The organism is Caballeronia catudaia, assembly GCF_001544755.2.
Classification (GTDB): domain Bacteria; phylum Pseudomonadota; class Gammaproteobacteria; order Burkholderiales; family Burkholderiaceae; genus Caballeronia; species Caballeronia catudaia.
Genome location: NZ_FCOF02000019.1, coordinates 99,661 through 121,186, shown reverse-complemented (window position 1 = coordinate 121,186; position 21,526 = coordinate 99,661). Strand labels below are relative to the sequence as shown.

Annotated in this window: 19 protein-coding genes; 3 read left to right on the top strand and 16 right to left on the bottom strand. The window is 58.3% G+C overall.

Annotated features, from left to right (window positions below; all coding sequences use genetic code 11):
• Window positions 1–308: 308 nt before the first annotated feature.
• Window positions 309–4,406 carry a KAP family P-loop NTPase fold protein gene (locus AWB75_RS20845; RefSeq protein ID WP_235012181.1) on the bottom strand — a complete coding sequence of 1,366 codons (4,098 nt, stop codon included), beginning with the start codon at window positions 4,404–4,406 and terminating at the stop codon, window positions 309–311.
• A 736-nt stretch (window positions 4,407–5,142) separates the two neighbouring features.
• On the opposite strand from AWB75_RS20845, the gene AWB75_RS20840 reads away from it, so the two are divergent.
• Window positions 5,143–6,060 (top strand): hypothetical protein, encoded by a 918-nt coding sequence (locus tag AWB75_RS20840; protein WP_061125968.1) that lies wholly within the window; start codon window positions 5,143–5,145, stop codon window positions 6,058–6,060.
• A 238-nt stretch (window positions 6,061–6,298) separates the two neighbouring features.
• On the opposite strand, the gene AWB75_RS20835 is transcribed toward AWB75_RS20840, so the two are convergent.
• From AWB75_RS20835 to AWB75_RS20820, 4 genes are all read right to left on the bottom strand, one after another.
• A complete protein-coding gene (locus AWB75_RS20835; RefSeq protein WP_143746474.1) occupies window positions 6,299–6,916 on the bottom strand; it encodes a hypothetical protein in 618 nt (205 codons plus the stop codon).
• Between the two features lie 600 nt (window positions 6,917–7,516).
• Window positions 7,517–7,912, bottom strand: coding sequence for a hypothetical protein (locus tag AWB75_RS38600; protein WP_235012180.1), 396 nt, complete (start codon window positions 7,910–7,912; stop codon window positions 7,517–7,519).
• Window positions 7,909–8,529, bottom strand: a complete 621-nt coding sequence (locus tag AWB75_RS20825; protein WP_061125966.1) for a hypothetical protein — start codon at window positions 8,527–8,529, stop codon at window positions 7,909–7,911. The genes AWB75_RS38600 and AWB75_RS20825 overlap by 4 nt, the downstream gene beginning before the upstream one ends.
• Before the next feature lie 1,890 nt (window positions 8,530–10,419).
• Complete coding sequence (locus AWB75_RS20820) at window positions 10,420–11,442, bottom strand: IS30 family transposase (protein WP_061125965.1); 1,023 nt, start codon at window positions 11,440–11,442, stop codon at window positions 10,420–10,422.
• Between the two features lie 395 nt (window positions 11,443–11,837).
• Here AWB75_RS20820 and AWB75_RS20815 point away from each other — a divergent pair, with 395 nt between their 5' ends.
• A complete protein-coding gene (locus AWB75_RS20815; protein WP_061125964.1) occupies window positions 11,838–12,038 on the top strand; it encodes a hypothetical protein in 201 nt (66 codons plus the stop codon).
• 64 nt (window positions 12,039–12,102) lie between these two features.
• Here AWB75_RS20815 and AWB75_RS20810 read toward each other — a convergent pair whose 3' ends face one another.
• Window positions 12,103–12,477: a hypothetical protein gene (locus tag AWB75_RS20810; RefSeq protein WP_143746473.1), complete on the bottom strand. Its 375-nt coding sequence runs from the start codon at window positions 12,475–12,477 to the stop codon at window positions 12,103–12,105.
• 302 nt (window positions 12,478–12,779) lie between these two features.
• On the opposite strand from AWB75_RS20810, the gene AWB75_RS20805 reads away from it, so the two are divergent.
• Entirely contained in the window at window positions 12,780–12,989 is a 210-nt protein-coding gene (locus AWB75_RS20805) for a hypothetical protein (protein WP_061125984.1), read from the top strand.
• A gap of 158 nt (window positions 12,990–13,147) precedes the next feature.
• On the opposite strand, the gene AWB75_RS20800 is transcribed toward AWB75_RS20805, so the two are convergent.
• The 10 genes from AWB75_RS20800 to AWB75_RS20755 all read right to left on the bottom strand — a co-directional run bounded on the left by AWB75_RS20800 (window position 13,148) and on the right by AWB75_RS20755 (window position 21,483).
• Complete coding sequence (locus tag AWB75_RS20800) at window positions 13,148–13,810, bottom strand: SLOG domain-containing protein (RefSeq protein WP_061125962.1); 663 nt, start codon at window positions 13,808–13,810, stop codon at window positions 13,148–13,150.
• A gap of 2 nt (window positions 13,811–13,812) precedes the next feature.
• On the bottom strand, window positions 13,813–14,973 hold the full coding sequence (locus AWB75_RS20795) for a toll/interleukin-1 receptor domain-containing protein (protein WP_061125961.1): 1,161 nt from the start codon (window positions 14,971–14,973) through the stop codon (window positions 13,813–13,815).
• A 6-nt stretch (window positions 14,974–14,979) separates the two neighbouring features.
• Entirely contained in the window at window positions 14,980–15,468 is a 489-nt protein-coding gene (locus tag AWB75_RS20790) for a TIR domain-containing protein (protein ID WP_061125960.1), read from the bottom strand.
• A 44-nt stretch (window positions 15,469–15,512) separates the two neighbouring features.
• A complete protein-coding gene (locus AWB75_RS20785; RefSeq protein ID WP_087086711.1) occupies window positions 15,513–16,325 on the bottom strand; it encodes a hypothetical protein in 813 nt (270 codons plus the stop codon).
• Window positions 16,326–16,472: 147 nt separating this feature from the next.
• The gene (locus tag AWB75_RS20780; protein ID WP_061125959.1) at window positions 16,473–17,108 is read right to left on the bottom strand and encodes an RES domain-containing protein; all 636 of its coding nucleotides are present in this window, start codon (window positions 17,106–17,108) and stop codon (window positions 16,473–16,475) included.
• Complete coding sequence (locus AWB75_RS20775) at window positions 17,105–17,968, bottom strand: hypothetical protein (RefSeq protein ID WP_143746472.1); 864 nt, start codon at window positions 17,966–17,968, stop codon at window positions 17,105–17,107. The genes AWB75_RS20780 and AWB75_RS20775 overlap by 4 nt, the downstream gene beginning before the upstream one ends.
• A gap of 424 nt (window positions 17,969–18,392) precedes the next feature.
• A complete protein-coding gene (locus tag AWB75_RS39475) occupies window positions 18,393–18,605 on the bottom strand; it encodes a BPSL0761 family protein (protein ID WP_061125957.1) in 213 nt (70 codons plus the stop codon).
• Between the two features lie 59 nt (window positions 18,606–18,664).
• Window positions 18,665–19,231 (bottom strand): DUF6471 domain-containing protein, encoded by a 567-nt coding sequence (locus AWB75_RS20765; protein WP_200823009.1) that lies wholly within the window; start codon window positions 19,229–19,231, stop codon window positions 18,665–18,667.
• Between the two features lie 967 nt (window positions 19,232–20,198).
• Window positions 20,199–20,819 carry a hypothetical protein gene (locus tag AWB75_RS20760; protein WP_061125956.1) on the bottom strand — a complete coding sequence of 207 codons (621 nt, stop codon included), beginning with the start codon at window positions 20,817–20,819 and terminating at the stop codon, window positions 20,199–20,201.
• Window positions 20,820–21,249: 430 nt separating this feature from the next.
• On the bottom strand, window positions 21,250–21,483 hold the full coding sequence (locus AWB75_RS20755; RefSeq protein ID WP_143746471.1) for a hypothetical protein: 234 nt from the start codon (window positions 21,481–21,483) through the stop codon (window positions 21,250–21,252).
• Window positions 21,484–21,526 lie beyond the last annotated feature (43 nt).

Sequence of the window (21,526 nt, the reverse complement as noted above, 5' to 3'; positions counted from 1 at the left end):
GACGCTGAGGCGCATCGTTAAGTATGCAGCGGCCCCAATGATGCGACGTGCAGAGTTAGCCACGCCACGATTTCGTGGCTATCTCTCAATTGCGCGAAGAAGCAAAACGCTGCTTCTCCCTGCCGTACTTCGTCGAGGCCGATACGATCCGAATTTCATCGTCCATCACGCGGCCAATGTGTTCCACAACCGCAAGCGGCCGACCATCGAGGGTTAGAGCGTCGCTACAACGTATGACCAGCGCGAACCCAAGCCGAATATCTATCAAAAAGAGTGGAACGCCCTGGCCACTACAGAGTGAGTGAATGTCAATCCACGCCCTTTCGGACAGCGTTGCTCAATTTCTCCAGTTCCTTCGATCGGCCAAATGCAGCGACCAGGATTTCCAGGTCGCTTTCGCTCAAGTTCTTTCCATTAAGCACGCTCAGCGCAGCGTTGCCCACGAGACGGTTCGCCATTGCGCTAGCGCCGCCTTTGATGGTTGCCGTCCCGAATTCATCGAATCGATTCATCAAACCTCGTGCGAGTGACGAGCGGGAGTCGCCCTCTGTCAGCAGCTCATTGATCGTACGCTCGCTATCGAAGATTGCAGTGGAGGTCAACTCACTGTTTGGGACTGCAAGTGCAAGCGGAATCAGGTCGATGAGCACGCTCTTTCCAAATTCTTGCGACCGAACAATCGTTTGTCTCCAAAGACGCGAGCGTTGTTCGTCCGCGATGCCACCGTCGACCAGAAGGCTCCTAAGTAGGGCGAATCCACCGTCACCCTGCGCCATAAGCCACAGGTTCAACGCGAGATCTGCATCGTCAACTGCCTGTACGGCTCCGCGGCGAAGCAGCGCCAAAGTGACTGCGCGACGCGCATCAGGTTCCATCTGTTGAGCAACCGCACCCCATGCCTCGCGGAGAGATGCTATATGTTCCGATTGCCGCACGTCTATCGTGCTGACGAACGCGTCGACCTGTTCGACCGATAAGTTCGGGTATCGTTTGATGAAAGGCAACCCGAACTTGGGATCGGCCCGCCACGCCGCGCACGCGACATCAACGATGCGTGAGCGCCTATCCGCATCAACTATCCCACGATCGAACATGTCGGCAATGGAAGCCAGCACATCATCGCTCGCTGCGGCCGGATGTCCAAGCGCAAAAGCACAAGCTTCATCGAACAACGCAACCGGTTCATATGGCGCGAGCGCCGGCGTGGGAGAAGGCCAGCGACCAACCATTTGTCGATGGAGCATACCGTAGTGACCAGGATGATTTTTTGCCTGTTGGAAAAGCTGCTGCAGTGAGTTGCCGAGGGTCGCCGGCGTCGCATGCGCGAGTGTTTTTGCCACGGACGGGAAGATGGCACCAAGGTATTTGGCGCTCCCGCTTCGACTAGCGACATTGGCTAGTGCACTGTCCAGATGCCCCTTGAATGGGGTCTTGTCCCAAGTCGAATCGGGAAGCTCATCGACAAATGCTGAGTAGCGCATTTCAGCGGCATCGCCAATTGGGTCCCGACTAAGGACACTCGTCAACGCGTTCGCCGCCGCTCCCTCAATCTTCACGTCGCAGTCGGGTAGCATTTTCGCAAGTAGAACAAGGCAGGGAATCGGCAAGTCCGAAACGACTCGCGGTGCCCAGTTGCTCAGCACCTCTGACGCGACGGTGCTGTCTGCGCGTTGCAGTTGAGATACCACATCACATGCGAATCGGGCAACGTCTTCATCAAGGCTCCATGATTTCGCGAGTTCAACGAGACTCTCAAGCGCACCCTCATCAAGAGACCCAACCCGAGCGACCAAGAGCTTGATAAGTTCTGGAGGTGCGTCTTGAACGTGAAATTCGTTATCGTCGCTCTCATCCTCCTTTCGTAACCGGCTCGCGAACGATCTCACAAACCCCGAGATTTCGCTGTCTGTGGCGAGTGTCTCGTTAGAGACGGCCGCCTGCCAGGCCATGCGGACTGCAGCCGGCTGTCGAAGGCTCACAAAACGAGCAAGGATTGGCCACACTACCCGTCGCGCCTCTTCTCCGAGCGCCATCTGGGAAGCAAATACGGAAGCCGCGCGCTGCGTTGCCGTATTCAAATCGAACACTGCTGGTTCGACTTTTTCAAGCTCGCTTGCGAGAGCTTCCGGGTAGCGCGGACCGAGCGAATCGGCGATATGGCCGGTATCGATGGCTAGCCACCCCTCTAACTCATCAAAACCTAGCTGCCTGGAAGAACTGCCGATACGTACGTTCCGACCTAACAACCAATCAAGGAAGACAATGTCTTCGTTTGCTTCGAGACCTACGCTCGCCCGCATGTCGATGGAAAGACTGACGATGGTCTTGACCATTGCAGACGCTTCATCCAAATTTGGCATTTGGCCTGAATCCAATCTGAGCCTGACATCGCCGTCGCTTGCCATAGCGTCGTCAACAAGGCGCGACGTCACGGCGCGTTGATCGGAGGCGGCCGCTTTGGAGAGCAAGCCCGTAATTCTCGTCGGCCCCAATTGTGAACGCAGATTCGAACTCTCATCCAGTGCGCGACACAGCTCATTCAGCACCTGCGTTAGCGGAGGGTCTGGAATCCGGTCGATCAAATCCGCAATGACACGAGCGCCGCTCGTGCGGCGAACTTCGGTCTCTCCCCGCAAGTCCTCGAACAAGTTGTACAGGTTTTTCGCTTGCTCAAGACTGAAAGGTGAAGCGTCATGCTGCCTTCCCAGTCCCTCCAGCACGCCGTCGGTGTCGCCAGATATGAAAGCGTCGCGCAACGCGGCAATCTTCGGCCCCAAGCGTCGAGCAACTGGATCCTCCGAAAGAAGGAGCAAGCTCCCCAAAGGCTGAGCCCACCGGACTCCAACAAGCCCCGCAAGGAACTGGCGAAGCGGCCGATATTCTGAGCGCAGTTGTGGCTTTTTCTCAGTCGTCGAATCGCTGCCACCTGAGGCAGGCTCAGGCAGCAAATACTTGTCTACAAGGATTTGCCGTACCGATTCGGGACGTTCGGACAAACTCTGCCCCCTCACAACCACATCTGTGAAATGGAAAAGAAGCTCAGGGTCGTCTTGAAGTTCACGATAGAAGTCCGGGAAACTCACCTTCATGGCCGAGAGCGCGCCAAGTGAGATAGGGTGGTCCGTCACGGCGCCCTCGTGCAGACCACCTGCTCGATCGCTCCCTACTCCATCGGCTTCGCGTTTCTTGGCTAGCCACCAGGCCTGCTCAAACGCGTTGACGATCTGCAGCGCATTTCGGGGATCCTGCACACCCGTGTGAATCATCCGGTCGATAATCGGGGCCAAAGGAACGCCGCGCTTTACAAGGTCAGCTGCAGCGCCGTTCATACCTTCTAGCTTGCGAGTCGCGAAGTCCCGCATATCGTTTCGCGGCGGCGGTGGAATCTCAAGGCGAAACTGGAAAATCCGGTCCAGGTACCGACGGGCATCGAAACGATTGAAGACCGTCGCAGGCAGGTCGGCGGAACGGCGTCCTTTGGCCAACGCATCGGCGATCTTTCCCTCGTCACAGGAAATCACGAACACCAGGCCAAGTCCTTCTGGCAGCCGATCCTTCGGGATCTCCATGAACGTTCGAACGCCGTCCAGACCAAGCACCATTTCTTCGGCCGATAGTCGATCGAGGTCGTCGACGAACACAACGAGGCGTTCACACTTTTTTCCGTTACGCCCATCGGGCGACCGGTCCTTTCCCTGCTTGTATCGAGCCAATTGCGCAAGCAGCATGTCCTCATACTGCTCCGAACTGGTACTAGGGAGCGTGACACGAGTCATGGCGGAGGATGCTTTGACCTCAGGCGGCTTAACGTGCTTGAGTACATATGCAAAGAGGGCCGAGACGCAAAGAGTTAAAGTCGCCTTCACGGCGTCGTGTCCATCGCCCAGCGCCCAATTGCCCACAGCCAGTGTCAAGATCAATGCGAACATGATCAGCAACAAGGCCGGAAGCGGCAGCAGCCAGGAGCGCAGCGTTTCCAAGGAATAATCGAGCGTCGCCTTAGGCTGCTCTGTGACGCGGCTTATCTGTCGAAAAAGCCGATCTTGCAGATTTTCCTCGTGCCCACCCAGTTCGAGAAAGACGTGACGCAGAAGCGCCCGCTTGATGTCCTGGTCGCGACCGCCGAAGCGCCAAGCGTTGAAGGTGATGCAATTAAATTTCTCGGACCGCGTCCCGCCCGACAGTTTGGTGACGTCGTTCTTCAACTCCGTCATGTACAACTCTTTAATACTGCTCTTGCCTGTGCCCCACCCACCGAGAAGACCGATACTGAACGGTGTTGGATGGCCTTCGGATTCAATCAGGCTGCGCAACGCTAGCGCGAAGTGACGGTGACCGAACGCATCTTGTTGGGTGTCCGAGATTTCCCGGTCCAGAACGGACGGCATCCTTTCGGCAGGTGGCATTTTTTTCACGTTGATTTTAGTGTCTCGTTATTCTTGCGGAAAAGTCGGAGAATGCCCGCGGGTCACAAACCGTTCGCGGGACCAGTCAAGGATTCCGACGTGCTTTTTAGCACATTCCGAACGCGGCGTCGCCTACCTCAATCGTCGAATACAAAGAGGCGGCAGGCGAACACTTGGGGGAGCTTGCCTAGCCTAACCGCGCCGCTCTCGGCTTGACATCAGCGGTGGCATCAAGGCACCGGCATAGCGGAAGGCGACCACTCGTCAGAACCGGCGATACGCTATTTTGGAGTCGGCATGCTCAATTATTCGTGTCAAGCCGTCGGTGGCGACCGCATGGCGCTTGCGGTCGCACAAAGGTGCCAGGGAGTTGCGCACCTGTAGCATCATGATCGCCATCATGGGTCGCCATGAACCTCATCCTCGATGAGTTCGCTCCAACCGTCCCGCCACGTTTGAACAGCTCGCATGGACGGCGAGATTTCCTCGCGGACAGATCTCTTTTGCGAATTATGACTGGCAGGTTCATCGGTTATCAGGACAGGGCCGCTTGGGCTGCGCTGATACTGATTCAACAGCCGCACTCACCCCTTCAGTCCGCGGCAGGGCCTCTCGACCGTATCACGCCACGTGCCTTGAAGACGCCCGGGAGAAGTCTCGCGCAACCAATTTGAAGTGCGGCGTATTTCGCGGTATGTTCGAGCTCCGTCCCTGCGCAACAACTGAGTCTCGGAATATGGAAGTGCCATCGAATGTCCCAGACCCCGATCGTGAGGGCCCGAAGGTTGGCAGGCAGCAGCGGCTCGACTCCGAGGTGCACCGCTACCTCGCAAGTGGTGATTACGACAGCAACTTCGCGGGCTGGCCGGGGAACAACTTTGTCGACGTTGCGCAACGGGCCACCCAATGTCTGAAGACTGCGCTGGCGGAAGAGACACTCCGGCGAGCGCACGGTTTCCGCACCCGGGTGAGCTTGCCGGACGACTTGCATGCGTGGGCACACGACAAGCTCGCGCCGATGGTATGCGGACTGTTCCCCGCCGCCGAGCGCTCCATCATCTTGGACACGCTTGCTCGCAGCGTCGTGTTTCTCACCCCGGACAATATCGCCGCAGTCCTTGCGGAGCAGAGGTGGTTGTCGACAGCATGGGAAGTGGCCAACCTCTATCTTGCCGGTGTCGGTGCGCCTGTTCTGTCGGAAGAGGCGAGAGGCATCGTTGGACTGAGTGAAGAGACGACCTGCTTCGTCTCTATAGTGTACTTTGAGGAAACTGACCCGTTCGCAGATTTCGTCGTGCACGAAGCAGCACATGTCTTCCACAACTGCAAGCGAGCCACCGTCGGCCTAGGCGAGAGCCGTCGCAAGGAGTATCTCCTTAACGTCGACTACTCCAAGCGCGAGACGTTTGCCTATGCATGCGAGGCCTACAGCCGGATTGTCTCGCTAGGCGCAGGCGTCCGGCAACAACAAGCGGCGCTAGAGCAGCACGCCAAAGCCTCGTTGCCGCCCGATGATCGTGTGGACCACGACGAATATCTCGACATTCTCCGTGACGCCACGAGTGCCCGTAATGGATGGCAAAAAATCCTCAAACGGTGCGCGCCGCGTCAGCAACCTCGGCCAGGGCTGGGGCGAACTCCCGCACCAGCTTGAGTACAAGACGGGGCCGTCCGCCGGCATGCTGCTCGCCGTATCGGCACACAACACAAGCCGCACGCGATGATGCTGATGTCTTAAGGCATCCGCAGCGTTGCCCGCGCCTCGATCATGGCTAGCGCGAACCAATACCGAGCAGCGCTTGCGTGGGCGGCGCGGGCACGGATAGCCTTGTTGGCCTGGCTTTCGTCCCGTAACAGCATGGAGTTGACTCAGTCCAGTTGCAATCGGACGATTACAAGGCGGGGACCATCGCTTGCGCGGTCTTTCCGCTCATGATTCCGTCGAGATCGCAACTGTCATCGACGGCGATAAGGGTTCGCGCGTCTGCCGGAATCGCGCAGATGTTGAAGTCAACCCCGTGGCCGAAGCTCACGCGCCGCATCTGACCATAGGGAATTTCAACTTTTTTCAAAAACGTCGCATTGTCCGTGAGTACCGGAATATTATCTGAGATCGCGTCGGTGATGACGGTGTTGCCCCAAGTCATCTCCTGCTTCCGGCCGAGATCGTAGAAAAGTTCCACTGCCACAGTGGCACTCGCGTTGTCGGCACTGATCAGGGTCACACGACTAATAAGCTTGGCGACGCCCCATGCGCAGGAGGTCATTTCAGCATTGCACTTGCGAACGTCCATCAAAGGTCCCGCGCTGATGTACGTCACGCCTTGCTTTCTCACTTGCGTATCGCCAGCGCCTTCTCCACGCTTGTTGGCGAAAAATGGATTTTGCGCGCTGACAAACGTGGTGACGCTGGTTGTCTGCTGTTCGGTCGTCGCAAAGTTCGCGCATCCGGACAGAGTAGGTGCTGCAAGCAGGCACAAACATGCGGCCCAGTAGGTCGTTTTAAACACGAATTTCCTTTGTTAATCACGTCCACTGGATATCGGCAAAATGAACGAAATATTGAATGCGCATGCGTCGGTATTCGACCTAATGTCGGCATTTTGGCGTTATCGACGCGCGTAAGACATTCGGGCTCAGACCATATCCGATCGTCGTACCGATTGAACCGCCTGGCCTCAAAAGCTTTGGAGCGATTTCTCGCGGGCTTGGGGTCGTATTCTCGACGACCGGCCCGCTTTCGCGGGCTACCGGGCGACGACGCGAATTGCGCGCTCATGGCGCAAGGGCGACCGCATGTCCCAAGCCACTTCGGCGCGTCGTGGCGCAGGGAGAAGTGAACCAATGCACGGGCACGCAGCGGTCCCGCCTCATCAGCCTCCAGCTCGTCGAACGCATCGTCCGCGAGAACATCATCAGCAACAGCTTGAATAGCCAAGCAAGCGACATTTTTTGGCGCGGTAGACCTGTCATGGTGTGTGGCGGGCCTTCGCCTACGTGAACGACGGGCCTTGTCGCGCGCCCCGGTCAAGCAGACGAAGCATAGTCCGCGAGACTGACGGAAAACACGGCTCACCAAGAAGGGAGCACTTCGCTCTTCCGCGCTCTTTTCAGTCCGCTTTATTGAGCATCGCGCGACACCGTTCCAGTTCCTTGCTGAGAGAATCTATCTCTGCTTGCATGCTGTTCGCCCGTTTTAGAAGCTTCCCGACCGTGTACCAGTATTCGTGTCCGAGATCACCCTCTGCCGCGGCGAGCTCGTGAATCTTCTCGAGAGCTATCGAAAGATCGAGCTCGTTCTCCGTAGACATCTCTCCCTCCTCGGTTGCGTTCGTTCTTTCACCCTCGCGCGGCGCGCTGGGTGACCAACAAAACAGAACGCCCTCATTTATATATCGGGTCTTGATGCGCACTACCACCAGGCTAAGCACGAATCCAATCGCGGGGACGACCAGCAGGGCCGGATAGTCCAAAGCGAAGGTCCAGAGCTGTTCCAGCAGCTTCATGATTTCCGCGTATCCGGTAGTTTGCGCCTCTCAAACGTCCGGAACTGTTTCACGACGGCCTTTGCCGTCCGCAAGACCTGTTTCACGTCGCCGCGCATAAGTGCCTGAAGCGGCGTCAGACCGCCAAGCGACTCCTTCGGCTCTGCGAAGAAACTCCACTTGCTCCAGCCGGTTGAGCCATCTAGCCGTCGCGTGACCTTTGCTAGATCCTTCCGGTCGAGCTCCTTCGCGAGGAAGAACGCTGGGTAGTACTGCTCTCCCCCAACCTCAACGCTGAAGATGCGCCCTTTGGCGATGCGTTTGTTCAGCCTCCGTCCTGTAATACTTAAAGCTTCGCAGACGATTCCTGCTCGCAGCAACTTGCCTTCAGCGACAAGGGCGTTCCGCGACGACATCCGACGGATTGCGCCGCGTTTGCGTTTGCTGCGTTGTTTCTCGTCTTGTTCACGGAGCGAACGGAGGTCCACGTTCAACACTGTGGCCACGCCCATTACTCGCGCGAGATGGATCTTGAAGAGTCGTCCGACTTCGGCATCCGGGAGTTTCAAAAGCTCTTGTGCCGCTCTCGGGTCGAACAGAACTGCCGCGACGGCAGCGCGTCGGAATAGGTATTCCATCCGAGCGTCGAAGAGCGTAGGAGTGTCGCGATTACTTCGTGACGGTCGAGACATCGTCGTTCCCTAAGAAATCGATGCGGAACCCCTTTGGCGAAGAAAAGCGCCGACGTCGATGCGACGCCTGGTGCTTCGACGTGTCACCGCGACATGTCTCGACGCGAGACACGACGCACCGACAAAAGCGCGGCCAGGGAACCGCGGTGGAACCCAGTGCCTGCACAGACACGCCTCACGCCGACCCACCACCATGCTTGCAACCGAGATCCGTGATGAGCCGCGCTCCAACCATTCCGCGCGCCCCGTCGCAGCAAGCAGCGCCACTCCCCCGGGCTGCCCTCATCATCCACGCGCCCGGCGGCGTGCTGGCGGCGTGCTACCTTCGCCGACTCTGTCCACAGGTTCGGCAGCGGCGGCCGCCGACACGTCAGTATCCACCGCGGTCGGGTAGTGTCGTAGCAGCGTCATGGCTACCGCCGACGAGCGTGCAAAGGCGCCCGAACTGTGTCGTGCCTTGCGAGGCTTCCGTATTGAGAGGCTCGATGGCAAAACTCTTTTGTCTCGTTCCATCGCGCGCGTTCAAGCTCAACGACATGAGCGGCGTCTTTCGGGATTCTCGAAGATCCACCATCCGCGCCGCCTGATGCACGGCTTACCTGAGACCGGTCAAAGGGACCAGATTCGCATGATTGCCCTCGATAGGAGCCGGCACCGAGCACCTGCTCAGCTTTAGTGCCGACTGCCCGAGATACCGGGCGGCGAATGTCACGGCGAGATAGTTGAAATTTGACTTTTAACTCGGCCGGTCGCTTGCGAATTCCTACGCAATCATTGTAGGTCGTTGTACGCGCACAAATCAAGGAGAGTTGCCGCCTACCGAAGGATCGTAGCGACAGACGGCGGCGCACTCTAACGTGTGGATACCGCATCAGATGTTAGCTTCCGCTTGAACTCACCGAGGCCGTCCAAACCCGAGAATGCGGACGACTCGAGTCAGCAGACCTACCGCGCGTGCTTGCCGTAATTCATCGGCGAGGGGAACACGACTGCGATAGAGCACGGTTGTCCGAATGGCCTGTTCTTGTAACGAGCCCGACACTGATAACGCTCGGCCCAAATCGAAGCCCCTGACAATCACCTCCTCTGGCTGCCCACCGCGCAGCGGCAAATCACACCACGCGGTAACGAACTCCGCAAGTGCTTGCGGGACAACATTGAGAACGCACGCGAAGTCAGCAACTGCCTCCCTTCCCTGCAAGAAGTATGAGCACGGACAATGGCGACACATGATCGTCGCACCCCGCACATCCGCTCCCTGGCTGCCAGCCGCGCAGCGGCCCTCAATCACTGACACGCGGAAGTGCAAAGAATATGCTTCCGTGAGCATATGCTTTAAAGATCGAGCACATCCTTGAATGAGAATATCTTCTTTGAGAATAGCAAACACATGCTCACTGAAGAAAATCCTCAATGAGCATATCCATACCTGAGAGTAGAAAGGACATACCGGGGGCCCCTGGCAACGAAGCAGGTTCCCCTTCCATCGGTCTTTACCAGACCAACTCTGCCAGACTATTTCGGGTCCCACGCCTCTAGCTTCGCCAGCGTGTCCGCTTCTCAGGTCCCATCCCCGTGGTGCGGGTCTCCCCAGCGCGCCACCGGTCACAACCCGTCCGCGCTGGCGGTCACCACCGACGCTCTTCAGTCGGAAGAAGCGGTACTCTCGTCGGGCGGCTTGGTGCTCGGCCGACGCGTGACAATGAGTATGTATATCAGCGAAAAGCGAGTGGAGCAATGCGGAATTCGCGGTGAAATTTGCTCTCGATTTGCCGCCTTCAAAAAGCCCCGTTATTTAATAATTGGCAGTTTCAAGATTGAAGCGCAACAGCGGATTTAATGTTTAGAGCCATGAGGTTGAGCTGCGGAAACGAGTGTGGCGGCGAAGACCTCGAGTGGCGAATGGAAGGCGTGAGTGGCGCGAGGCCTGCTGTTCAGACTGTCGGCAATGGCGTCAAGTTCGTCCTGACTGTAGACCGAAAGGTCGGTGCCTTTGGGCAGATATTGGCGCAGCAGTCCGTTGGTGTTTTCACAAGTGCCGCGTTGCCATGGGCTGTGCGGGTCGCAGAAGTACACCTTCACACCGGTGGCGGCGGTGAGTTCTGCATGTCGCGACATTTCCTTGCCTTGGTCGTAGGTGAAGCTCTGCCGTAATGGCTCGGCAATCGAATTGAGTTTGGTAGAGAAGCCTGCCAGCGCGGAAGCAGCCGTGGCATCTTCCATCTTCGCCAGCAGCACCAGGCGGCTGGTCCGTTCGACCAGCACTCCGACTGAAGAGGCATTGTTGGCGCCCTTGATGAAGTCGCCCTCCCAATGTCCGGGCAGCAGTCGGTCTTCGATTTCGGGCGGCCGCACATGAATACTGACCATGTCGGGAATCTGTCCGCGTCGGTCTGTACCCCGAGTGCGCGGCACGCGCGTGCCGTGGCCGTGGCGCAGGCAGGCAATGAGCTGACGGCGCAGTTCGCCGCGCGGCTGGGCATAGATGGCGGTGTAGATGGTTTCGTGCGAAACCTGCTGGGTCGGGTCAGTCGGATACATGCGCTTGAGTGTGCCCGATATCTGCTGGGGTGACCATTTCCACTCGAGCAGGGTGAGAACGATGCGCCAGCACACCCTATGCGGGCAGAGCTTTGTAGGACGGCGACCCGCACTGCGACGCGCGGCGCTGAGCGCTTGCGCGGGCACGGATGCGTAGCCAGCGGGAGAACCATTTCGCCTCAGTTCACGGCTTACGGTGGCTGGCGAGCGGCCGAGTATCCGGGCCATGGCCCGGATACTCGAACCCTGCAAATGCAGGCTTGCAATGGTCAGGCGCTCTTCGGGTTGAAGCTGTTGATACTGAGTTCTTTCGTGCATCGCAACACCTTATACGAAACAGGTGTTGCACTTCAGATTTGAGGCCGCCATTCATTTTCAAAAATGCGATTGTGAATTCATTTGTAACCATACCGATTACCAGTCGACGGAGTGACCAACCGCCCTTTTCTCAGCACGTCGGGATAGAGGCGATGCCGGCCGCCTTGGTTGGCGTCGGGGTGGTCGCGATCATGGCCACGGTCGCCTTGATAGTGCCAAGCGCCGGAGCAAGCGGCCGCGGGTGCCAGCAAAGTGCTCGGAAACGTCAGCGGCGATGAAGCTGTGCAGCGTCGACCGGCTGTGAGCGCGGCCGGTTCGTAGAGCCGTCCTCCTGGCCGATGGATCTGCCCTCCGAAAGGCGCTAGAGTGACGTGCATGGAACGAGGGATTTCGACATGGCGACCAACCTCAAGGCCTTACTCAAGCGCGCGACATCCCTCTCAGACGAACGCGCTCAAGCGCTCATCGCTGCTGATTTGGCCGCCAATGCGCACCGCTACCCGCCGGCCGCAGTGTCGTCGGAACCGATGGAAGCCGAGTTTGACCCCGCAGACGAGCCCGTCGAACGCCAAGAAGGCAAGGCCGGGCCTGCGTAAATCGTGAGTGTCGCGGAAGGCCGACTGCGATTAGCGGCTCGGACAACCGCCGACGAGAGGTCACTCACGCGTTCAGCGGCGTGGAGGCCAGCTCACGGTACACATCGTATTCGGCGATGTCGTAGTCGCCCGCCTGGCGCGCGAGGTCGAGCATCTCACACGCGAATGCTTCGCCGTCGCGGAATGCAACAGTCCGCAGCAACCGTGCGACCTCCTCCGACCCAGACGCTGTGCCGACGCGCTGCTCGCGCTCGCGGATAAAGGCCGCCAAGCGTTGCTCGAAGCTGCCCACGCTCGCACCCTCCGCGCCCTTCGGCTTTTCGCCTGCGAGAAAGCTATCGTTGGAAGCGAGTCCTTCCGCGCCGACCCCAGCACGAAGCATGTGGCACTCGGTCTGGCCGGTCCAGGAACGCGGTGACATGGGCATGAGCATCTGCACGGAAAATCTCCTACGAGCGGTTGTTGCGGCATAAGCCGCGGTATATCCGTATAGGAGCGTCGGTCGCGCAATGGAAAGCGCCCGAGGCGTGGTACGCGCGTCTTATTCGAATCGTTGTAGCCGTCAGGAACCCAACAACGGTGGCACGCCTAGATTCGTCCCGTTCCCGGAAACATAGACATCCGATGTGCGGCGGTTTCACAACGACGCATGGATAAAGGCGGCGGTGTTGCACGGCGCAATGCTAGTTGGCGTTGTGGAATACGACGAAAGAATTGATAAATTGATAAATGGATCTAAAGATGGCAACTACCACTTACTTCGAAGAGACGATACGCGACCAGGGCGGCAAGAACTCGCTTAACATTGAAATCGGGCGTTCTTCCTTTTACCCCGAGGACAGCATCTACCTAACGGTGGAAGGCAAAATGGTGATTATGGACAGGGCCACCGCGAAGAGATTTGTAACCGCGGTTGTCGATGTGGGTGGTTACCACGGCTTGATCGACTAGCGGTTCTGAACACATAGAGGTCGCCGGTCGCACGGCGAGCTACGAAGCCTATCGGCATGACCGACAACATAGATGATGCAGGCGTCGGCCGCGACAGCGCACGCCCGGCCGAATTGCCCCTCTTTGAAAGGAAGCACCAGCGGCTTTCCTAGAAGCGGTCAGGCCCCCCTCTGCTTACCCGGCCTCCAAAGACGATCCGCCACTGCTGCTGGTTGCATATCAGGCGTGGAATAGCGCTCCTCTTTCACCGAAATTCCAAGGTGCCGATGGAACAGTGCAACGTAGTCCCGTTCCGTCGTAAGATCGGTCGACAAGTCCGCAACACGTTTCTCGAATTCCAAGGCTGCACCACCAGTTGATAGAACCGGGATGACAGCGGCGTGTGGTTGATGCTGACGAAATAGCTCAAATTCGTCGAAGATGCCGCCCATGCCACCGATAAAGACCGCAGCCGCGAATTCATGTTCTGAGAACATGCGCTCGCGCATGTGACGCAAACTCTTCTCGCGGTCCTTCTCCACGACATCTGTTAGCGTTACGTTCTGGAAGCGTGCAGTTTCTTCTGGGAACTCGTCCTGGAAGTGTCGGGATTGGTAAAGCCGTACCCAGCGCGCGTATTCAATGCCCAGATCCTGCGCAACGACCCATACCATGGGTGTAATGGCCGGATGACCGCCCCAAACCAACGGGCGCCTCCCAAGAACCACGTGAACAAGCGCGGATACAGCAGCGCCAATCGCGACGCTATCCGCGGTAGCGGCGAATTGCGGCCCCCTCTTCGGGTCCGGCACCCCGGCAGAAAGAAAGATTGCATCCTTCATGATTAATCTCCCCAGGCAGCGAGGGCCCATCCCGCTTCGGAGACCCTAATCGCACGCACAGCGTGGATTTGCTCATCGAGCCAACGAAGGTGCGAATTCCAAGCCTCCCTTATGCCGATGTGATCGTAGACAAGGACCGGCGCTTCCCGCTGATCTGCGCCGCGCGCCTTCTCCGCGACGTCGTGAAGCGTTTCCGCTGTGGGAATGCCGACAATCGGGTAGGCCCAGATCTTCCGGTCGTCAAACAGCCGCACTGCAATAGCCCGATGTGCGCCGATTGCCTCGATTGCTCCGCCAATCCTCTCGACGTCCGCGCGCAGTTTGCCGGTAATGGACATGTACCGGGAAGCAATGCTTCGACTGCGGAGTCGCTCGACTTTGAGTACGATCTCATCCACCGTGCCGGCCGCGATCGGGCCGTCGCGCCCCTCCAGCGCCGCTGCGTCGAGGTAGACCGTCTCCGAAAGATCGGTCAGCCTGGTCGGAACATGGTCCGGCCAGATAACGCGCAACACCTGAATCTCCTTTGCCCTTGCACGACCGATTTCCTGGCGGGTCCAGCGGCTATCGAAGTATTCCGGCGTGTCGAGCATGACCATCACGTCCGAGTCGACGAGCCGATGCCATAGGACGTCCTGAAAAGGATCACCCGGCCGAATGTCGTGCGTGTCAAGGAACACGTCGAATCCTCGAGACGAGAGCAAGTCGTGAAGCTGGAGCGCGGCCGCGCGCGATTCGGTCCGGCGATAACTGATGAAAACCCGTCGCTGACGGCGAAGCAATCCTACGCACTCGAGCAAAGCAGCAGCAGCCACTGTCATTTCAGGGTCGTCATCGCGACGCATCAAGCCGTTCGCTGACTGGAGGAAACCAGGAACCGACTCGACAAACTGTTGACCGGACGCAATGGTCGGAATAACAGGCGCACTCGCGGAGACAAGCTCCGTCGTCACTTCCAGATCGCCCAACGGCGCTCCACCGAAATACACCGCCGCGAACGCAGCACGGGGGTCACGACCTTCGACCTCCCCATGAAGATGAATGCGGACGTCCGTGCCCAGCACCAAGCCGAAATCACGGATCATGGCATCAATCGTTGACGTCAGCGTAGCGCTCTCGGCCGGCGTCGCACTGCCTAAGATGGCAAGTTCGTATAGGCTCATAGCAAATCAATACCCGGCAGCTTTGGCTGCAGACTCAATCCAGGACGACACATTGTTGTAGCCATCGTCTCCAACCCAGTCGTACGTCTTGTACAAGCTGCTGAAAGGCACCTTTCGGCCGCCCTTTTCTACCTGCCAGTATTCGAGCGGATTCCGACCTTGCACGTCCGCCCCGCGTTGCGGATCCTTCACTTTGTGAATATCGATTGCCAGCAGCCCCTTATCGAGCTCGTAGCTGCGCTTGATTTCGTGGCGCACCCAAGGCCTGTCGTACGTCTCCGCGCCGAAGAGCACTACAGTGACAGACGTACCCTTCATCTGATCTTCGATCCACTTTTCAATACCACCGGCTCGCTTCTTGGCCTCCTCGAATTCCGCCGCGTCATAAAACGGCTGAGCTTCCCCTTTTGCGCGGACAACCCATGAATTGCGAACCTGGACGATTCGTCGAACGTCGCGTTGATAGTGAAAACTGAAAAACACCCTGCGAGCCATACTTTTTCTCCATTTATTTGTCAGGCGTCCACTTGCTGCCAGAGTCAGTCGACGATTTCGCCGAAAGTTTCGCGAACCGGTACCGACTCTGGCTTGATGTCATAGAGCGTGTCGAGGGCATGTTGGCCAATTCGCTGAGCCTTCGCCCACTTATTCAGGTCCATGACTGTGAGTGCGGTGAGATCGTTGAGGTAAAGCGGGTATTGGACATCAATGCTGTCCATCGACTCCGTCATGCCCTCCCTGGATGCCTTCGTCATCGTCCGTCGGATAGGTCGGCCGGGCTTCCGACGTCTAATAACCTGCATGGTGACGAGTTCTGCATAGATCCACGGCGATGACGTCTGCCCGTCCGAATCCTTTTCGAGGAGCTCTTCAGTGCTTACGGCCGAAGGTGTGTTCAAAAAAACGACACACTCGCAGCTGTCAATCATCTGGGTCAGCGCAGTCGAGAGCATCATGTGCACGTGACTGGTTGACCGATTTCTGAGGTCATAGCTGTACGTCGTAGCGTTCAGCTTGCAGTACTGGTTATCGATAGTGCGTAGCAGGTCATTCGCGTGCCCCCATACGCAAGAATCAATGAATGCGGTCAGCCCGAACGTTTTGCGAAGCCACCCTGCCATGCCAATAGCGATTTTCTCATCGCTGTGGGAATGCGAGATGAACACATCAGCGGTAGTCTGTCCGAACCAATCACCTTTCACCTTCAGCCCATTGATCGCGTCGTTCTGAATGTACAAGGAGATTGCGTTTTGGACCGATTTCTTCTGGTTGCTGAAGAGCGCGTCGCCATCCTCTTTCCAGGATTCGAACGTTCCAGCATCGACACCTTCGAGATTAAAAGCACGGAACACGGCTGATCCTTCTATTCGAGTTATTGAACTCCAGGTGCTGCGCTTCGCGGGAAGCGCCGCGAGGGCGCTCCGCTGACCATGTTGCCCGGGAGCGAGTTTTGAAAGCTATTCTGAATGCGTAGATGGTAGCCCGTGGAAAAAGCTCCACTACCGAATTTCCTCAATATCAGGGTTATCTGCGAGAAACGAATTCCATTCGCCATCCTCAGTAAGCAAAGGATAGAAATCTACCGAAGTGACTCTCAACCGGACCGTCGGCTTATGGTGGTGCCACAGCGCGTAGACCCGACCCGGCTGGTTCCGGTGAAAAGACTCCCAACTGAGCCCGTGAATGACCTTCCCATATCGCTTGAACAACGCGTGCGCTACCTCTTGGTAGGGCTGATACCCGGCGAATTTCCTCTTGCCGCCTGCCAGCCCCAAGGCCGACCGGTTACGAGCACCATCGATTGGCATGAACACGGCGGCACCGTCGAGGGTGTATCTGACCACGCGATACTTTTTAGCCCGTTCGCTCATCCACGTGTAGCGGTCCATCGCATCCGCCGACAAGATATGGCATTCGATCGCCACCGTCGGCAACGTGTTTGCCATGTAGAGCACGGCATAGTCATCCTTGTGACCAGCCGGCGGATCAACACGAAGATTGCGGTACTTCGCATCGGGCGGATCCCAGTCTCCGCCCGGATGCGAAAACAGACGCACGAGTGTTTCGCTGTTGGGGTCGAGTAATTCTAGTTCGAGCTCACTGCCACGAATCACAGCCGGTGCCGCTGAACTCATGATGCAAGAACCGCCGCGTACGCCTTGGCTGCCTGAAGTACCGCTTCCAACCGCTCTGCAGACGGTGCCGACAAAAGTCCTGCAGCGTCGTCCGCGAGACTCCTTTGAGAACTCATCTTTCCGAGTATGGCTTCGACTGGAGAGAGCCCTCCCAGAAGATCGCTCGGCGAAGTGAAGAACGCGTACGCAGCTGCACCCTCCGGTCGCTCAAGCGCATCGAGCACCTGCTTGAGCGGTTCACCGGAAATGCCCGTCCAAGCCTGGAAGGCGGGATACTCTCGACCACGCTTGCGCCCGGGTCGGAGGACGGAAAAGATCTCTCCAGCTTTTTCCCGCTGGCGCACGGACTCATCTCCGATTCCTCCGAGCGCTTGCCCCATCGCAACTGCCGAAAGCAACCGAGCCGGATCGTCCTGCAGCGCTTCTACCCGCGCCTGCGGAATTTGCTCGCGCACACACTCGATGACGCGCTCAAACTCAATCTGTCGTTGCACCAGGCGGGTTTCGACCATCGTCTCGACCCACGACTGCAGCAGTTCGAGAACCGACTCATTTAGTCCCGCTCCACGCAGCGCTTTCACGTGGGCGCTGTTCACCTTCTCGAGTGCTTCGTCGATTACGTTGTGGCTGCGAAGTTGCGCTGCTACACGCTCGATCATCGAACTGGAAACTGCTGGCAGCCCTGATACGGCGGCGCTGGCAAGCACGACGTGCAGTTGGTCTTGTACGGAGAACGAGCCACTGCGCCCCGGCTTGAACCGGGAGAGCATCTGTGCGATGCCCTGCTCAAGCGAGGCGAGGTGGTCCGTGCGTTCGCGCCGTGAGGCATCCGTCTCCGGCGTAGCAAAGTACATTGGCATGAGGTACCTCCCTAGGAGTGAGCTGGAAGCAGGTACGGGGGAAGTATAGCCTATGTTGGCTTACTTGGCTTATTTTCGGCCACGCTTCGCAGTACGGGGTCTCTCATAAGAAGAATCACGGATTCCCTGAAGCGAGAGTGGCTGCGACGGCCGGGACTCGACGCCAAGGCCGCGTTTCGCCGCGCCGACAGCGAGAACCGTGCTCTGACACGAAAAGGGCACTGTCGGCCCCGACATCGTGAAGCTCCGAAGCGGCGGCTTGGCCGCGTGAGTTGCTTCACGCGCTCCCGCTCGATTTCGCCATTCCAGCTGGACCGATTGTCCGCCTTCAAAAACCCTTCGGCTGCTCAGTCTGGCCGCCGGCCTGTTCGCTGCACGAGCGGCGCTCACCGCTGGTCCTGCTTCCGGGAGACGTTGCCGGTGTTCATACGTCCGCTGATCCTTCCGGCAATCCCCAAATCTCAGGCGAATCCAGCGACCACAACACGACGTCGGTGGGGGTCGGAAAGCCCAGCAGTAGTCCCCTCGCGAGGGCTCGAACGGCCCCGGGTACCTGGTAAGTGGTCCCGTCCGCCAGCGTTTTCAGGAAATCCCTGGTCGCCAACACGGATGCAGTACGCTGCTCGGGCGTCGTCATCGCACTTCCTCCTCCACGCCAAAAAGCTACAGCGTAACCGAAGTGCGTTAGTACCAGTGTTATCCCTCGCCGTGAGGTTCCAATTTATTCACGACCTTTCGCCGCCCGCGCTGGATCTTTGGCATAGCGTCTCGCGCCGCAGCCCTTAGGTCCGACCGGTCCATAAACAACTCCATACCGGCGTCGAACGAGCAAACAACAGCGCACTGAATAAAGAGCGTTGCGGGATAACCGCCTGAACGGATGTGCGCGGACAGATTGCGCGGCGTCATCTCCTCGCCAATCGTCTGAAGCCGCCGCGAAACCTCACGGCGCGTAAGCCACGGCCGGGAGGCGATTTCTTGCTCAAGGATCGCCGACGCTTTTTGCTCCCAGCTTTCGCTCGAGCGCATGGCGCTTTCCCAATGAGCCGGATAATCCGCGTGCAGCGCCTCGAGCGATTGCAAAAAGTACAGAAAACGGTAGGTTCCGCGTTGCGTCTTTCCTTCGACGCCGCGGGCAGTCTCCTCCACGCCGAGGCGGCCAAGCTGAGCCGCCAAGTCGGCGTAGCTAGCTTCTTTGCGGGCCAGGAGAACGCGAAGCGCCCGGCTGGCCAATTCCGACCAGACCGACTCGTTACCTTCCACAGAGAACCCTTGTTTTTGCCGACATATGCGGTTACCATTACCAGTAGAAACACACGTCTTGACAACCTGCTATCTGCAGCGTCAAGTTGGGGGTTTCGATCGAGGTTTGCCAAAAACCTCGCATTGTACGACAGCTATCCGGCGTCACGCGGAGGGTTTTGCTCGCCCGGAACCTATGGCGATCGCCGCGCTCGGTGGATGCGGTGTTCAGCGGGAATTCACTAAGAACCAAGTCGAACGGTGGCCGCGGCGTTGTGAAACGTACGCTGAGCGTCGTGCCTCACGCAGGACAGGAAATTCCCGAGGCCACATCCGGTCAGCGAACGCTGGCGCGCATTGCAGACGCTGTTCGTGCCGTTGACCAGGTGTCGTGGCGCTGCTATTTCCAATGAGCTGCGAGACCGCGCTCGACCATGTTCCGCACCGTGATGAAGCATCACCGCCGACCTGCGCTGCGGCGAGCGAGTGCCCGGGCGTTGACTGTGCAGGTCAACCCGCGCACCGACGGCTTTCTTTCGGCGTTTGCGTGCGGACCGACGTCGCCGATGCCTTGGCGGCGTCACGCGCGCCTACCAGACGCGGCGTGAATCGCTCGCCTTGGAGCTGGTCCTCAATACGCTGTTCGCGACCGATCAGAGGCCGCGCTTACAAAGTGTCGGCCGAGTTCGTGCTCGAGCGACTCGCCTTCCGTGCGCCGGGCCTCAGCCGCCGGCTCAAGAGGCTTATCTCGAACAGGGGCCGCGGCTTCATCGAAGCCAAGCTCAAGGATCTTCAAGAGCGCTTCGACATTGCAAACAGGAAAGTCGTCGCCGCATATTCGTCCCTGTCGGAGTCGGCTTGCCGATTGGTTTCGGGCCTCTATGGACCCTCCGTCCGTCTCTCGGTCAACCATGCGCAGACTCTTTCGAGAGCACAGGAAAAAAGCGCGGCACGGCCGCGCTTTCGAAGAGTGTCGCCTTCTGGCCTGTTAGGTCGTTACGAGCGGCGTCTTGCCTAAGATTGCCTCTAGACCCTCAGTCATGAGAACGCCCGCCCGCACATGTCGAAGCGGCACGCCCTCAATGTCGCTTGTAGCTCCCAACTGGAGAAGCCCACTGCGCACAAGCGTTGCCATCTGATTCCATGTGTTCACTGTCGGAGCCCGCTCGGGATACCGGAACTTCTCATTGGCCAGCCGACGTTTCTCAAAATCGACGCAACTGATGAGACCGCGCCGGCTACCATCGGCTCCATGGACATCAAAAAGAATGATGACCTTTCCGACGCGCCTCCAACAATCAATCGCCGACCAAACCTCTGGGTCCGTCATCTGGGCAACCCAGTAGACCTGCAAATCATCCATCTGGAAACGGATGGTCATGAAGTTTCCGTCGACAAGCGGCACGCGTCCAAAGTCAAACGACGCGTTTTCGTATTCGCCGGGAAACAGCGAAGCCTCATACGGCGCCACTGGAAACTTCAGAACGGGCATGTCTCTAGGCAATCCGCGAGTGACCGTCGGCTCATCGCCCAGCACCCACAGCGGCAAAAGATGGCCCGTCGCGACGAGGTCCGTCTCGGACTCACTCAGCTTGATTCTTTCAGTCATTTCCCTGCTCCCGCAAAATCATCAACAACGTTTCTCTCTGGCGCGTCGATCGCACCACCGATGCGGGTCCCATCACTTCTGTCCTCGTGAACTGGTGAAGCTCGAAGGGGCCACACCTCCGTATAGAGCGTCCATGCACGCATGACGGTTACGGGAGACGGTGCGCACACAAAATTTCGCGCATTCGCGACATTCGGCTGCCTGGCGCTGACTTTTCAGCGAACCGACATCATCGTCGTTCCGGCGATAGAGGTCGCGGCCTTCACAGCCGCCCTTTCGGGCCCGATGATTGTCCTTCCGAAGTCGCTCTGAACTTCCGCACCAAAGGTCTGTTATCGGCGCAACTCACGACGAACTTGATGGGTAGTGGATAAAAACAACCGCACCCAACAGGCGAACTTCAAATGCCTGTGGTGGCGGCGCGAGACGCTCAGAAGGCATTGGTGACGTCGGTCAACACACCCACGCCAAAGAAGCCATCGCTGCGCTGGTCGACCCGCACGGTTGGCGCTCGCTTGCAGGCGCGCATAGTGAAGTCCGGATTGGGCTGAAGCGGCAGATTGACCGGCTCGCCTTCCTGCAGCGTGGAGTGCCGTGTCCACATGCGGAAATGCGGCGCCGTATGCGACGGAATCACGGTCACCATCCGCTGGGTGAACACCATATTCAGACGATGCAGCGCGGGTCGGCGACGACGTTTATCACGG